Source organism: Citrobacter sp. Marseille-Q3906, assembly GCF_916618775.1.
GTDB classification, from domain to species: Bacteria; Pseudomonadota; Gammaproteobacteria; order Enterobacterales; family Enterobacteriaceae; genus Citrobacter; species Citrobacter murliniae.
In genome coordinates, this window is the sequence record NZ_CAKAKA010000002.1 from 791,565 (window position 1) to 804,814 (window position 13,250).

11 protein-coding genes are annotated in these 13,250 nt (G+C 50.2%); 7 read left to right on the forward strand and 4 right to left on the reverse strand.

All coding sequences use genetic code 11. The features are described from left to right. Positions 1-21: 21 nt before the first annotated feature. From rlmKL to rmf, 6 genes are all read left to right on the forward strand, one after another. Positions 22-2,130 (forward strand): bifunctional 23S rRNA (guanine(2069)-N(7))-methyltransferase RlmK/23S rRNA (guanine(2445)-N(2))-methyltransferase RlmL, encoded by a 2,109-nt coding sequence (gene rlmKL, locus LG384_RS07970; RefSeq protein WP_225760722.1) that lies wholly within the window; start codon positions 22-24, stop codon positions 2,128-2,130. Between the two features lie 12 nt (positions 2,131-2,142). Next, positions 2,143-4,050: an ABC transporter ATP-binding protein gene (locus LG384_RS07975; protein ID WP_045441344.1), complete on the forward strand. Its 1,908-nt coding sequence runs from the start codon at positions 2,143-2,145 to the stop codon at positions 4,048-4,050. A 14-nt stretch (positions 4,051-4,064) separates the two neighbouring features. After that, complete coding sequence (gene pqiA / locus LG384_RS07980) at positions 4,065-5,318, forward strand: membrane integrity-associated transporter subunit PqiA (protein ID WP_048221747.1); 1,254 nt, start codon at positions 4,065-4,067, stop codon at positions 5,316-5,318. Between the two features lie 4 nt (positions 5,319-5,322). Beyond that, on the forward strand, positions 5,323-6,963 hold the full coding sequence (pqiB, locus tag LG384_RS07985; RefSeq protein WP_045441346.1) for an intermembrane transport protein PqiB: 1,641 nt from the start codon (positions 5,323-5,325) through the stop codon (positions 6,961-6,963). Next, a complete protein-coding gene (pqiC, locus tag LG384_RS07990) occupies positions 6,960-7,523 on the forward strand; it encodes a membrane integrity-associated transporter subunit PqiC (protein ID WP_048221746.1) in 564 nt (187 codons plus the stop codon). The genes pqiB and pqiC overlap by 4 nt, the downstream gene beginning before the upstream one ends. Positions 7,524-7,779: 256 nt before the next feature. Next, positions 7,780-7,947 carry a ribosome modulation factor gene (gene rmf / locus LG384_RS07995; RefSeq protein WP_003035871.1) on the forward strand — a complete coding sequence of 56 codons (168 nt, stop codon included), beginning with the start codon at positions 7,780-7,782 and terminating at the stop codon, positions 7,945-7,947. A gap of 107 nt (positions 7,948-8,054) precedes the next feature. On the opposite strand, the gene fabA is transcribed toward rmf, so the two are convergent. Further along, on the reverse strand, positions 8,055-8,573 hold the full coding sequence (gene fabA, locus LG384_RS08000) for a bifunctional 3-hydroxydecanoyl-ACP dehydratase/trans-2-decenoyl-ACP isomerase (protein WP_010429339.1): 519 nt from the start codon (positions 8,571-8,573) through the stop codon (positions 8,055-8,057). A gap of 68 nt (positions 8,574-8,641) precedes the next feature. Beyond that, the gene (locus tag LG384_RS08005; RefSeq protein ID WP_225760723.1) at positions 8,642-10,402 is read right to left on the reverse strand and encodes a Lon protease family protein; all 1,761 of its coding nucleotides are present in this window, start codon (positions 10,400-10,402) and stop codon (positions 8,642-8,644) included. Positions 10,403-10,587: 185 nt separating this feature from the next. Between LG384_RS08005 and matP the strand changes: the two genes are divergently transcribed. Then, positions 10,588-11,040, forward strand: coding sequence for a macrodomain Ter protein MatP (gene matP / locus LG384_RS08010; RefSeq protein ID WP_045441349.1), 453 nt, complete (start codon positions 10,588-10,590; stop codon positions 11,038-11,040). A gap of 86 nt (positions 11,041-11,126) precedes the next feature. Here the strand turns inward: matP and ompA are convergent, their stop codons facing one another. After that, positions 11,127-12,185 carry a porin OmpA gene (gene ompA / locus LG384_RS08015; protein ID WP_045441350.1) on the reverse strand — a complete coding sequence of 353 codons (1,059 nt, stop codon included), beginning with the start codon at positions 12,183-12,185 and terminating at the stop codon, positions 11,127-11,129. A 355-nt stretch (positions 12,186-12,540) separates the two neighbouring features. Continuing rightward, on the reverse strand, positions 12,541-13,050 hold the full coding sequence (sulA, locus tag LG384_RS08020) for an SOS-induced cell division inhibitor SulA (protein WP_045441351.1): 510 nt from the start codon (positions 13,048-13,050) through the stop codon (positions 12,541-12,543). Positions 13,051-13,250 lie beyond the last annotated feature (200 nt).

The following is a 13,250-nucleotide window of genomic DNA, read 5'->3' on the forward strand; positions in this document are numbered from 1 at the left end:
TCCTGGAGTAAAAGTGACATTATGAATTCTCTGTTTGCCAGTACGGCCCGTGGGCTGGAAGAGCTGTTAAAAACTGAACTGGAAAACCTCGGCGCCGTGGAGTGTCAGGTAGTTCAGGGTGGGGTCCATTTTAAGGGCGACACGCGGCTTGTTTACCAGAGCCTGATGTGGAGCCGCCTGGCCTCGCGCATTATCCTGCCGATGGGAGAGTGCAAGGTTTACAGCGATCTTGATCTGTACCTCGGTGTTCAGGCAATCGACTGGACAGAGATATTTAATCCGGGGGCTACATTCGCAGTTCACTTTAGCGGCCTGAACGAAACCATTCGCAACAGCCAGTACGGCGCGATGAAAGTAAAAGATGCGATTGTCGATGCCTTTACCCGAAAAAATCTCCCGCGACCGAATGTGGATCGCGAATCTCCTGATCTACGTATCAACGTCTGGTTGAATAAAGATACCGCCAGTATTGCGCTTGATCTGAGCGGTGATGGTCTGCACCAGCGCGGCTACCGTGAGCGTGCAGGGCAGGCACCAATCAAAGAGACGCTGGCTGCCGCGATTGTTATGCGTTCTGGCTGGCAGCCGGGGACACCGTTACTCGATCCAATGTGTGGTTCCGGTACGTTGCTGATTGAAGCGGCGATGTGGGCAACCGATCGTGCACCTGGCCTGCATCGTGGCTACTGGGGTTTTAGCGGCTGGGCACAACATGATGAAGCTGTCTGGCAAGAGGTTAAAGCTGAAGCACAGGTTCGTGCGCGTAAAGGACTAGCGGACTATACGTCGCATTTCTATGGATCCGATAGCGATGCTCGCGTCATTGAAAAAGCGCGCAGTAACGCCCGTCGCGCCGGTATTGGCGAGCTGATGACTTTTGATGTCAAAGATGTGGCTAAACTGAGTAATCCGCTGCCGAAAGGGCCGTATGGTACGGTTATCAGCAACCCGCCATACGGTGAACGTCTGGATAGCGAACCGGCGCTGATCGCGTTGCACAGCCTGCTGGGACGCACGATGAAAAACCAGTTTGGCGGCTGGAACCTGTCGTTGTTCAGCGCCTCCCCGGATTTGCTCAGCAGCCTGCAGCTTCGTGCTGATAAGCAGTTCAAAGCGAAAAATGGTCCGCTGGATTGTGTACAGAAAAACTATCACGTTGCGGAAACGACAGCGGAGAGCAAACCTGCAACGGTGGCAGAAGACTATGCTAACCGTCTGCGTAAGAATATTAAGAAGCTGGAAAAGTGGGCGCGCCAGGAGGGGATTGAGTGCTATCGCTTGTATGACGCCGATCTGCCGGAATACAACGTTGCGGTAGATCGCTACGGTGACTGGGTAGTGGTTCAGGAATATGCGCCGCCGAAGACGGTTGATGCGCAGAAAGCGCGCCAGCGTCTGTTCGACATCATTGCCGCCACGCTGTCGGTGCTGGAGATCGCACCAAACAAACTGGTGCTGAAAACCCGTGAACGGCAAAAAGGGAAAAACCAGTATCAGAAGATGAATGAAAAGGGTGAATTCATTGAGGTTAGCGAGTACAACGCGCGCCTGTGGGTTAACCTGACCGACTATCTTGATACCGGTCTGTTCCTCGATCACCGTATTGCACGCCGCATGCTGGGCCAGATGAGCAAGGGTAAAGATTTCCTCAATCTGTTCTCTTATACCGGCAGCGCCAGCGTACATGCGGGATTAGGCGGTGCACGTAGCACCACAACGGTAGATATGTCACGCACCTATCTGGAGTGGGCGGAACGCAACCTGCGACTCAACGGGCTGAGTGGTCGTGCACACCGCTTAATTCAGGCCGACTGCCTGGGCTGGTTACGTGAAGCCAATGAACAGTTTGATCTAATCTTCATCGATCCACCGACGTTCTCTAACTCTAAACGTATGGAAGACTCGTTTGACGTGCAGCGCGATCATCTGGCGCTGATGAAAGATCTGAAACGTCTGCTGCGTAAAGACGGCACGATCATGTTCTCCAACAACAAACGTGGGTTCCGTATGGATCTTGATGGGCTGGCCGAGCTGGGACTGAAAGCACAAGAAATTACCCAAAAAACGCTTTCTCAGGACTTTGCCCGTAACCGTCAGATCCACAACTGCTGGCTGATCACCTCAGCCTGAAAGGAAAAGTAAATGTCATTAATCAGTATGCATGGTGCATGGCTGTCGTTTAGCGATGCGCCGCTTCTTGATAATGCAGAACTGCATATCGAGGATAACGAACGCGTCTGCCTGGTTGGCCGTAACGGCGCAGGCAAGTCGACGCTGATGAAGATCCTTAACCGTGAGCAGGGTCTTGACGACGGACGTATCATTTATGAGCAGGATTTGGTTGTGGCGCGTCTGCAACAGGATCCGCCGCGTAACGTGCAGGGTAGTGTCTACGATTTCGTCGCTGAAGGGATTGCAGAACAAGCGGTTTACCTCAAGCGTTACCACGATATCTCGCATTTGGTGATCACCGATCCGAGCGATAAAAACCTGCAGGAACTGGCGAAGGTTCAGGAACTACTGGATCATCACAATCTGTGGCAGTTGGAAAACCGCATTAATGAAGTACTGGAGCAGCTTGGGTTGGAGCCAGACATGGAGCTGGCATCGCTCTCTGGCGGCTGGCTGCGTAAAGCGGCGCTGGGCCGGGCGTTGGTCAGCAATCCGCGCGTATTGTTGCTGGATGAACCGACGAACCACCTGGATATTGAAACCATTGACTGGCTGGAAGGGTTCCTGAAAACCTTCAACGGAACAATTATTTTCATTTCCCACGACCGTTCGTTTATTCGCAATATGGCAACGCGTATCGTCGATCTCGATCGCGGCAAGCTGGTGTCATATCCGGGGGATTACGATCAGTATCTGCTGGATAAAGAAGAAGCGCTGCGAGTAGAAGAGTTACAGAACGCGGAGTTTGATCGCAAACTGGCACAGGAAGAAGTCTGGATCCGCCAGGGTATTAAAGCGCGTCGTACCCGTAATGAAGGTCGCGTCCGTGCGCTGAAGGCAATGCGTAGGGAACGTGGCGAACGCCGAGAAGTGATGGGCACGGCGAAGATGCAGGTTGAAGAGGCGAGCCGCTCAGGCAAGATTGTCTTCGAGATGGAGAATGTTGATTACCAGGTTGAGGGTAAACAACTGGTGAAAGACTTCTCCGCGCAGGTGCAACGTAGCGACAAGATTGCCTTAATTGGACCTAACGGCTGCGGTAAAACGACGCTGCTCAAGCTGATGTTAGGTCAGCTTCAGGCAGACAGCGGTCGTATTCATGTCGGGACAAAACTGGAAGTTGCTTATTTCGATCAACATCGTGCGGAACTCGATCCCGATAAAACCGTAATGGATAACCTTGCTGAAGGTAAGCAAGAAGTCATGGTTAATGGTAAGCCGCGTCATGTTCTGGGCTATCTTCAGGACTTCCTGTTCCATCCGAAACGTGCGATGACACCTGTGCGTGCTCTTTCCGGCGGAGAACGAAATCGTCTGCTGCTGGCGCGTCTGTTTTTGAAGCCCAGTAACCTTCTGATCCTCGATGAACCAACTAACGATCTCGACGTCGAAACTCTGGAACTGCTTGAAGAACTGATTGACGGCTATCAGGGCACCGTTCTGCTGGTGAGTCACGATCGTCAGTTTGTCGATAACACGGTTACCGAGTGTTGGATCTTCGAAGGCGGCGGCAAAATTGGTCGTTATGTGGGCGGTTACCATGATGCGCGTGGTCAGCAGACACAATATGTGGCGTTTAAACAGCCTGTAGCGAAAAAAACAGAGGAAGTTGCTGCCCCTAAAGCAGAAATTGTAAAACGCACGACTAGCAAACTAAGCTATAAACTACAGCGCGAACTGGAGCAGCTCCCCGTATTGCTTGAAGAGCTGGAAGCTAAACTGGAAACGTTACAGGCTCAGGTTGCTGACGCTGACTTTTTCAGCCAGCCGCATGAGCAAACGCAACAGGTACTCGCTAACCTGAGCGAAGCGGAACAAGAACTTGAGCAAGCCTTTGAGCGCTGGGAGTATCTTGAGTCTTTGAAGAATGGCGCATAATTAAAGGAGCACATATGTGCGAACATCACCATGCCGCGAAGCATATATTATGCTCGCAGTGTGACATGCTGGTGGCGTTACCTAGCCTTACGCATGGTCAGAAAGCGGCATGTCCACGATGTGGCACTACGTTAACCGTTGAGTGGGACGCGCCAAGACAGCGTCCCACTGCCTATGTTTTAGCGGCGCTTTTTATGCTGCTTTTATCCAACCTCTTTCCCTTTGTAAACATGAACGTAGCAGGGGTGAGAAGTGAAGTGACGCTGCTGGAGATCCCCAGCGTTCTCTTTTCAGAGAACTATGCCAGCCTCGGGACTTTCTTTTTATTATTCGTTCAAATGGTTCCCGCTTTTTGCTTGCTGACCATCTTGCTGCTGGTGAATCGGGTTCAGATGCCTGGCCGGCTTAAAGCCCGGTTAGCACGTGTCTTGTTCCAGTTAAAAAGCTGGGGAATGGCGGAAATCTTTCTTGCAGGGGTGTTAGTCAGCTTTGTTAAGTTGATGGCCTATGGCGATATTGGCGTGGGCAGCAGCTTCATTCCGTGGTGCTTCTTTTGTATTTTGCAACTACGCGCATTTCAGTGTGTCGATCGTCGCTGGCTGTGGGATGATATCGCACCCATGCCGGTTATTAAGCAAGTTTTAAAGCCTGGCGTTCCCGGTATTCGACAGGGGTTACGTTCATGTTCCTGCTGCACGGCTATTCTTCCTGCTGATGAACATGTCTGCCCCCGCTGTCAGACAAAAGGCTACGTTCGACGTAAAAACAGCCTACAGTGGACGCTGGCGTTATTGTTCACGTCGATCATGCTTTACCTTCCAGCCAATATTTTGCCGATCATGATCACCGATTTGTTAGGGTCAAAGCTGCCGTCAACGATTATTGAGGGTGTTGTTTTAATCTGGAGCGAAGGTTCATACCCGGTGGCTGCGGTAATATTTATCGCCAGTATTCTGGTGCCAACGCTAAAAATGATCGCTATTGCCTGGTTGTGTTGGGATGCGAAAGGGCATGGTAAACGTGACAGTGAGCGGATGCATTTCATTTATGAGGTCGTAGAGTTTGTTGGCCGCTGGTCAATGATTGATGTCTTTGTTATTGCGGTACTCTCTGCGCTGGTGCGCATGGGAGGGTTGATGAACATTTATCCTGCAATGGGTGCTTTGATGTTTGCTTTAGTCGTCATTATGACAATGTTTTCTGCGATGACGTTCGATCCACGTCTGTCGTGGGACCGTGAACCAGAACCAGATCATGAGGAGTCCTGACAGCATGGAATCTAAAAGTGGGGAAGCCAAAGTGCAGAAGGTGAAGAACTGGTCACCCGTATGGATATTTCCGATCGTCACTGCGCTCATCGGCGCATGGGTGCTGTTTTATCATTACAGTCATCAGGGGCCGGAAGTCACGTTGATCACGACCAATGCTGAAGGTATCGAAGGTGGTAAGACAACGATTAAAAGCCGCAGCGTTGACGTCGGCGTGGTTGAGAGCGCGACGCTGACAGATGATTTAACTCATGTAGAGATTAAAGCCCGCCTCAATTCTGGTATGGAGAAGCTGCTGCATAAAGATTCTGTCTTTTGGGTGGTGAAGCCACAGGTGGGACGTGAAGGCATCAGCGGTTTAGGTACGTTGTTATCCGGGGCTTATATTGAACTGCAACCCGGGAATAAAGGTAGCAGACTGGAAAACTATCAACTGTTGGACTCTCCTCCGCTGGCACCACCAGATGCGAAGGGGATCCGTGTAATCCTCGACAGTAAAAAAGCCGGCCAGTTAAGCCCGGGCGATCCGGTACTGTTCCGGGGATATCGCGTGGGGTCGGTTGAGACCAGTATGTTTGATGCGCAAAAACGTACGATCAGCTATCAGCTTTTCATCAATGCACCAAACGATCGCCTGGTGACAAGCAACGTACGCTTCTGGAAAGACAGCGGAATTGCAGTGGATCTCACCTCGGCAGGCATGCGTGTGGAAATGGGTTCTCTTACCACGTTGTTTGGCGGCGGAGTCAGTTTTGATGTACCGGAAGGACTAGAGCAAGGCCAGCCGGTTGCGCAGCAGGCCTCATTTACTCTCTATGATGATCAAAAAAGTATTCAGGATTCCCTGTACACAGACCATATCGATTACCTGATGTTCTTTAAGGATTCGATTCGTGGGCTGCAACCAGGAGCACCGCTTGAGTTCCGAGGTATTCGCCTTGGTACAGTAAGCAAAGTGCCTTTCTTTGCACCGAATATGCGCCAGGTCTTCAACGATGATTACCGCATTCCGGTGCTGGTACGTATTGAGCCTGAACGCCTGAAAGCGCAGTTAGGTGAAGATACTGATGTCGGTGCCCATCTGGCTGAATTGCTCAAACGTGGATTAAGAGGATCGTTGAAAACAGGGAACCTGGTAACGGGGGCTCTGTATGTCGATCTCGACTTCTATCCGAAAGATCCGCCGATTACGGGTGTGCGTGAGTTTAATGGTTATCAAATTATCCCGACTGTTAGCGGTGGCCTGGCGCAAATCCAACAGCGTTTAATGGAAGCGCTGGATAAGATAAACAATCTGCCGTTGAACCCGATGATTGAGCAGGCGACCAGTACACTGACGGAAAGCCAGCGTACGATGAAGCATTTGCAAACCACGCTGGATAACATGAATAAGATAACCGGTAGCCAGTCGATGCAGCAGCTTCCGGCGGATATGCAGAACACGCTGCGCGAGCTTAATCGTAGTATGCAAGGCTTCCAGCCTGGTTCCGCGGCCTACAACAAGATGGTGGCAGATATGCAACGTCTTGATCAGGTTCTGCGTGAACTGCAGCCGGTGCTGAAAACGCTGAACGATAAGAGCAATGCGCTGGTATTTGAAGCGAAGGATAAAAAAGATCCAGAGCCGAAGAGGGCGAAACAATGAAAAAGTGGCTAGTGGTGATGATGGCGGTCTGGCTGACGTCATGCAGCTCCAGTGGAGAAAATAAAAGCTATTACCAGCTTCCCATTGCGCAGGGCGGTGTGCAGAGTACGGCCAATCAGGGGAACCGTCTGCTGTGGGTTGAGCAGGTAGCGGTGCCGGATTATCTGGCGGGAAATGGGGTTGTGTACCAGACCAGCGATGTTAAGTACGTCATTGCCAACAGTAATCTTTGGGCCAGTCCGTTAGATCAGCAATTGCGCAATACGCTTGTCGCCAACCTCAGTATGCAGTTGCCGGGATGGGTTGTTGCTTCTCAGCCTCTGGGAAGCACACAGGACACGCTTAATGTGACGGTGACAGGCTTCCATGGCCGCTATGACGGGAAGGTGATAGTGAGCGGCGAATGGCTGCTGAACCATCAGGGACAGCTGATCAAGCGTCCGTTCCACATCGAAGCCGTACAGACTCAGGATGGCTATGATGAGATGGTGAAGGTTCTGGCTGCTGCCTGGAGCCAGGAAGCGACGGCTATCGCTCAGGAGCTGAAAAGGATCCCTTAAGTTTAAATAATTGTAAATTTTACCGCCTCTGGTTTAGTGCCCGGGGCGGTTTTTTTTATTTTTTTAGCGGTTGAGATAGCTGTTCTGACAGCAAATTTTTGTACAAATGATTTACCAGCTAGCTCACAAATATGACACTGGCGTGAATTTTGCGCATTGACGGGCATGATGTTTCGGGGTATTCGTTTAGTGTGATTGCATACTTAGTAATCACTGTTTTCTTTTCCACCAGACCTAAAAATGAGGGAAACGAGGCATGAAGAGACAAAAACGAGATCGCCTGGAACGGGCACATCAACGTGGTTATCAGGCCGGCATTGCCGGACGCTCAAAAGAAATGTGTCCCTATCAGACGCTGAATCAAAGGTCATACTGGCTGGGAGGCTGGCGAGAAGCCATGGGGGATAGGGTGTTAATGGCCTGATTCTGTCTCTTTAGATAAAAGAAACCTCCGCACGCGGAGGTTTCGCCTTTTTGTAGGCCTGATAAAACGTAATAACGTCGCTATCAGAAAGTCTACGTAGTCCTGAATCAGAACGCAGAAGTATCCTGGAAAAGACCTACTTTCAGATCATTAGCCGTGTAGATCAGACGGCCATCAACCAGCACTTCACCATCAGCCAGGCCCATGATCAGACGACGGTTAACGATGCGTTTGAAGTGGATGCGGTAAGTAACTTTTTTCGCGGTCGGCAGAACCTGGCCAGTAAACTTCACTTCGCCTACGCCCAGTGCACGGCCTTTACCTTCGCCGCCCAACCAGCCGAGATAGAATCCAACCAACTGCCACATAGCGTCCAGACCCAGGCAGCCTGGCATCACCGGATCGCCGATAAAGTGGCATCCGAAGAACCACAGGTCCGGGTTGATATCCAGTTCAGCTTCAACATAACCTTTGTCGAAGTTACCACCGGTTTCGGTCATCTTGACGACACGGTCCATCATCAGCATGCTTGGTGCAGGCAGTTGTGGGCCTTTTGCGCCAAACAGCTCACCGCGACCAGAGGCAAGAAGGTCTTCTTTTGTATAGGATTCGCGTTTATCTACCATGTTCTCTGTAAGCCTTATTTTATTGAAGCACGCAGGATAGCTAACACGTGTACGCTGAACAAGTCCGATCAGTTCGGAATAAATGCATTCAGCCAACGTAGCGGCCAGGGGAAACGATGACGACCTTCCTGTTGCGTTGCCGTGGCAATGCGCTCCTGGATAGTTTGCATCAGCGTTGTCTGGCCTTCACCATCCCACACAAGATTTAACAAAAGCGGCAGCGCATCGGTCACGTCGTCCACCGCCCAAATAGTGAATTTTTCTTCTTCAACGGCCTGTAGCAGAGCTGGTTGTAGACTCAGGTGCCTGACGTTGGCTGAAGGAATAATGACACCCTGAGTACCGGTTAATTCACGCTGCTGGCAGATAGTAAAGAAGCCCTCAATTTTCTCATTCAGGCCACCGACAGGCTGTGCGCGACCAAACTGATCAACAGAGCCGGTGATCGCAATGCTTTGATTTACAGGCACATCTGCGAGAGCGCTGATCAGCGCGCACAGTTCTGCCATTGATGCACTGTCGCCATCCACTTCGCTGTACGATTGCTCGAAAGTCAGTGAGGCAGAAAACGGGATCTGCTGTTCAAGCTGCAGCTCCGACATCAGGAACGCCTGCATTATCATCATGCCTTTAGCATGAATATTTCCGCCAAGCTCGGCTTTACGCTCGATATCAGTAAATTCGCCATCGCCAATATGAACGACGCAACTGATACGTGAAGGTTCACCAAATGCGCGTGGATGACCCGGAAATTCAATCACTGACAGCGCATTGATTTGACCAATACGCTCACCTTCAGTCTCGATAAGGATCTGCTCTTGCAGGATCTCATCCTGCATACGTTCGGCGAGAAAACCTTCCCGCCATTCGCGCTGTGCAAGCATCAGGCTGAATTGTTCGGCGTTGCAAGTATCCCCATCACATAAAGGAGCTACTTCCTTAAGCTGTCGGATGATCCACAGTGGGTTAAGCGGCAAAGTATCCTGCTCACCGGTGTAGCGAACAGCTTCACGGATCAATACCTGCCAGGCATCAGGGGCGGGGTAAGGCAGAGCGTTGCGTCTGGCGGTATGCGTCACCCATTGACACCATTGCGTCATGGTTTCGGCATCCACTATCTGCAAATTATCTTCAAACTCGCTATAAATTGCCTGCTCTGCCAGTTCCGGCTCCATTTCCTGGAAGTCTGCCAGTGATTCGCGCTCTCCCACTAACACCACTTTCATTTTAAGCGGCATAGAAGGAACGGAGACAGGAAGCGGGCGAGACTCATCAAAGGCCACCCAGTCAAAGCGCTCGTGGCTGACAATGGCTTTCAGGCGCATCCACAGCAGTGGTTGAGCCAGAAGCGTGCGTAATGAGATAACCAGTATGCCGCCGTTGGCCTTATGTACCAGACCCGGTTGCAGGGTAATTTCGCCATTAAACTGGCGCAGGCAGCCAAACAGTTGTTCGGCTTCAACCCAGTCAGCATTTACCACCTGAGTTAAGGTCGCAAAATTGTCTTCTGCATTTTCTGCTTCACGGTAACGAATAGTGTGGCCAGAGATATCGTAGTGACCCCCGGTCAGGCTTCCGGCATCCATGTGCAATGTGCGTGCAGCTGATGAAATAAGATTGAGATACTCAAGCTCTTCCGGCGCTTTCACCAGCATAAAGGAGGACGTCGTCCAGTGCTGAAGAAGTTGCTCTAGCGCAAATTGTAAACGTGGCTGAGTATCACTGAGTAAGGTGTCGGTTTCGTCAGTGACGTGCGGCTGTGCAAATATTTCCTGATAACTGTCGGTATCAGGAACCAGATCACGCCATGCAAGTTTCGTAATGGTCAAAGTTGATGTTTTTTAGTCTGTTGTAAAAAACGAGATTATACCGTAACCGTCAGCACTGCACACGCGGAAAGCACGGCTAAACAGATGCGATGACGCGCGACAGTTCACAGGCTGGATATTCTTTTCTTCAGATGCCCAAAAAGCTGATATTCTGATAAGAGTTACACGGTAACATTGAGATCGCAATGAAATATCAACAACTTGAAAACCTTGAAAGCGGCTGGAAATGGAAGTACCTGGTGAAGAAGCATCGTGAGGGGGAGTTGATTACCCGTTACGTGGAAACCAGCGCTGCCGAAGAAGCCGTTGATTTGTTGCTAACCCTCGAGAATGAGCCGGTTCGGGTCAATGCCTGGATTGATGAACACATGAACTCTGCGCTGCAAAATCGTATGAAACAGACTATACGGGCGCGGCGTAAACGGCATTTTAATGCTGAACATCAGCATACGCGTAAGAAATCTATCGATCTGGAGTTCATCGTCTGGCAGCGATTAGCCGGACTTGCGCAACGGCGCGGCAAAACGCTTTCAGAAACGATCGTGCAACTGATTGAGGATGCAGAGCATAAAGAGAAGTACGCCAACAAAATGTCCACGTTGAAACAGGATTTGCAGGCATTGTTGGGAAAAGAGTAGGCAATGATATTTTCAATGTGTTGAGCAATGGTGTTCTTCAGATAAAAAAAACCCCGCATAGCGGGGTTTTTTTATAAGACGAAAACTTAAGCCTGAGGCTGAGTTACAACGTCTTTGATGCCTTTAACTTCGATCTCAACGCGACGATCCGGAGCCAGGCAGTCGATCAGTGCAGCGCGAGCTTTCACGTTGTCACAGGTGTTGCCGGTAACCGGGTTGGATTCGCCCATACCACGTGCGGAGATTTTGTCAGAAGGAATACCTTTAGAGATCAGGTAATCAACAACGGACTGAGCACGTTTCTCAGACAGACCCTGGTTGTAAGCGTCAGAACCGATGCGGTCAGTGAAGCCCAGAACCACTACGGAACCGTCTTTCGGATCCAGGTTGCTCAGCTGGCTGTACATCTGATCCAGAGCCTGCTGGCCTTCTGGTTTCAGAGTTGCTTTGTTGAAGTTGAACAGAACGTCAGACTTCAGGGTGAAGTGCTTGGTCTGTACTTCTGGAGCCGGAGCCGGAGCCGGAGCAACTACTGGAGCTACTTCACCCTGGCCGAAGCGGTAAGAAACACCAACGCTCAGCAGGCCGTTATCCGGACGACCACCAACGGTGTTCGCGTCACCGATGTTGTTGGTCCACTGGTATTCCAGACGGGTAGCGATTTCAGGAGTAATTGCATACTCTACGCCGCCAGCGAATACTGGGGATACACCAGTGTCGTGGTCTTTGAAGCCTTCGTTGTTTTTAGCGTCTGCACGCCAAACCATACCACCCAGACGAGTGTAAACGTCCAGATCGTCAGTGATTGGGTAACCCAGTTTAGCGGTCAGCTGAACGCCCTGAGCTTTGAAAGCGCCGTTTTGATGAGTAGAGTCGGTGTAGCCTTTGTACGGCATACGACCTAACCAATCGTAACCCATTTCAAAACCAACGTACGGGTTAACCTGATAACCACCGAACGCACCAGCACCCAGTTGGCTTTCATGGGTAGGACCAGCGTTGTTGATCTGGTTGTTGCCGATATCATGGTACTGAGACCAGCCCAGTTTAGCACCGGTGTACCAAGTGTTATCTTTCGGAGCGGCCTGCGCCACGGTAGCGAAACCAGCCAGTGCCACTGCAATTGCGATAGCTGTCTTTTTCATTTTATGCGCCTCGTTATCATCCAAAATTTGCCATGAATATCTCCAACGAGATAACACGGTTAAATCCTTCACCCGGGGACCAGTTCAATAGTTACTCTACCGATATCTGCGGCTTAAGCCGAGCACCCCTGGCGATGTAAAGTCTACAACGTAGTTGAAAACTTACAAGTGTGAACTCCGTCAGGCATATGAAAAAAAAAAGCTTGTATACACAATATTTAACATTTATGGATGATTAATTGTACTGCAAACATCGCGGAAACCGCTTCACACAGGCGTTCTCACAAAAAAAGTGTTAAAGCTCAAAGTCGAATTTGGACATGAAAAAAAATTCCAGGATAATTCCTAATTTTACTCAATGATACAAATTCGAGTGAATTTTTAGCCCAGAATGCTGTCTCCCGGCAAGAGACTGCGCACGAACAGGACGCATGATAAATCCCATCGCATTTCCCTCATCTGCAGCTTTTACCAGTTCAGTATGTTCATCTTCCGTTAATTCTTCGGTCAGCCAGCCGATTACCACACTGTAATTGCCTGTTCGCAAAGCGCGAACCATTGACTCCAACGTATGGCACGGTGAGAGTTGGCTAATTTGCATGACTTTTGTTAAAGGCAGCCCTGCAGACTGTACCCATTCACGGCTCAATTTTTGCTGAGGTGTAAGCCAAAGCTGCCAGCGCGATTGCTGCCCTAATTGCTGAAGCAGGGGGAGCAGCAGTAATTGCGTCATCATGGGCTGGTCCTCGCGATAGACCACTTCACTGATAAGCCCGGCGGTAACGTTCTCTGAAGAAACGCGCGCAATATTGCTTGATGTGGAAGAGAACGACGAAGAACGATTTGCGTAGCCTGAAGTGTACATAATCAATCCAGCCCTGTGAGTTACTGTATGGATATACAGTAACCCTGCTATCCATAAAGATCAACTTTATTTTCGGAAACTGGTTCGCAATTTTTCGCTGTCATAACAGCAAAAACAAAATTCATCTTGCTCCCTGAGAATAAGTTGCCTATTTTCGTCATTAACGGATCCGCTACTGCAAATCATTCTCTTATATTATG

Coding starts and splice junctions, on each gene's coding strand:
- pqiC (WP_048221746.1), top strand. CDS start 6,960: ATGAAAAAGTGGCTAGTGGTGATGATGGCGGTCTGGCTGACGTCATGC.
- rlmKL (WP_225760722.1), top strand. CDS start 22: ATGAATTCTCTGTTTGCCAGTACGGCCCGTGGGCTGGAAGAGCTGTTA.
- pqiB (WP_045441346.1), top strand. CDS start 5,323: ATGGAATCTAAAAGTGGGGAAGCCAAAGTGCAGAAGGTGAAGAACTGG.
- pqiA (WP_048221747.1), top strand. CDS start 4,065: ATGTGCGAACATCACCATGCCGCGAAGCATATATTATGCTCGCAGTGT.
- ompA (WP_045441350.1), bottom strand. CDS start 12,185: ATGAAAAAGACAGCTATCGCAATTGCAGTGGCACTGGCTGGTTTCGCT.
- matP (WP_045441349.1), top strand. CDS start 10,588: ATGAAATATCAACAACTTGAAAACCTTGAAAGCGGCTGGAAATGGAAG.
- LG384_RS07975 (WP_045441344.1), top strand. CDS start 2,143: ATGTCATTAATCAGTATGCATGGTGCATGGCTGTCGTTTAGCGATGCG.
- fabA (WP_010429339.1), bottom strand. CDS start 8,573: ATGGTAGATAAACGCGAATCCTATACAAAAGAAGACCTTCTTGCCTCT.
- rmf (WP_003035871.1), top strand. CDS start 7,780: ATGAAGAGACAAAAACGAGATCGCCTGGAACGGGCACATCAACGTGGT.
- sulA (WP_045441351.1), bottom strand. CDS start 13,050: ATGTACACTTCAGGCTACGCAAATCGTTCTTCGTCGTTCTCTTCCACA.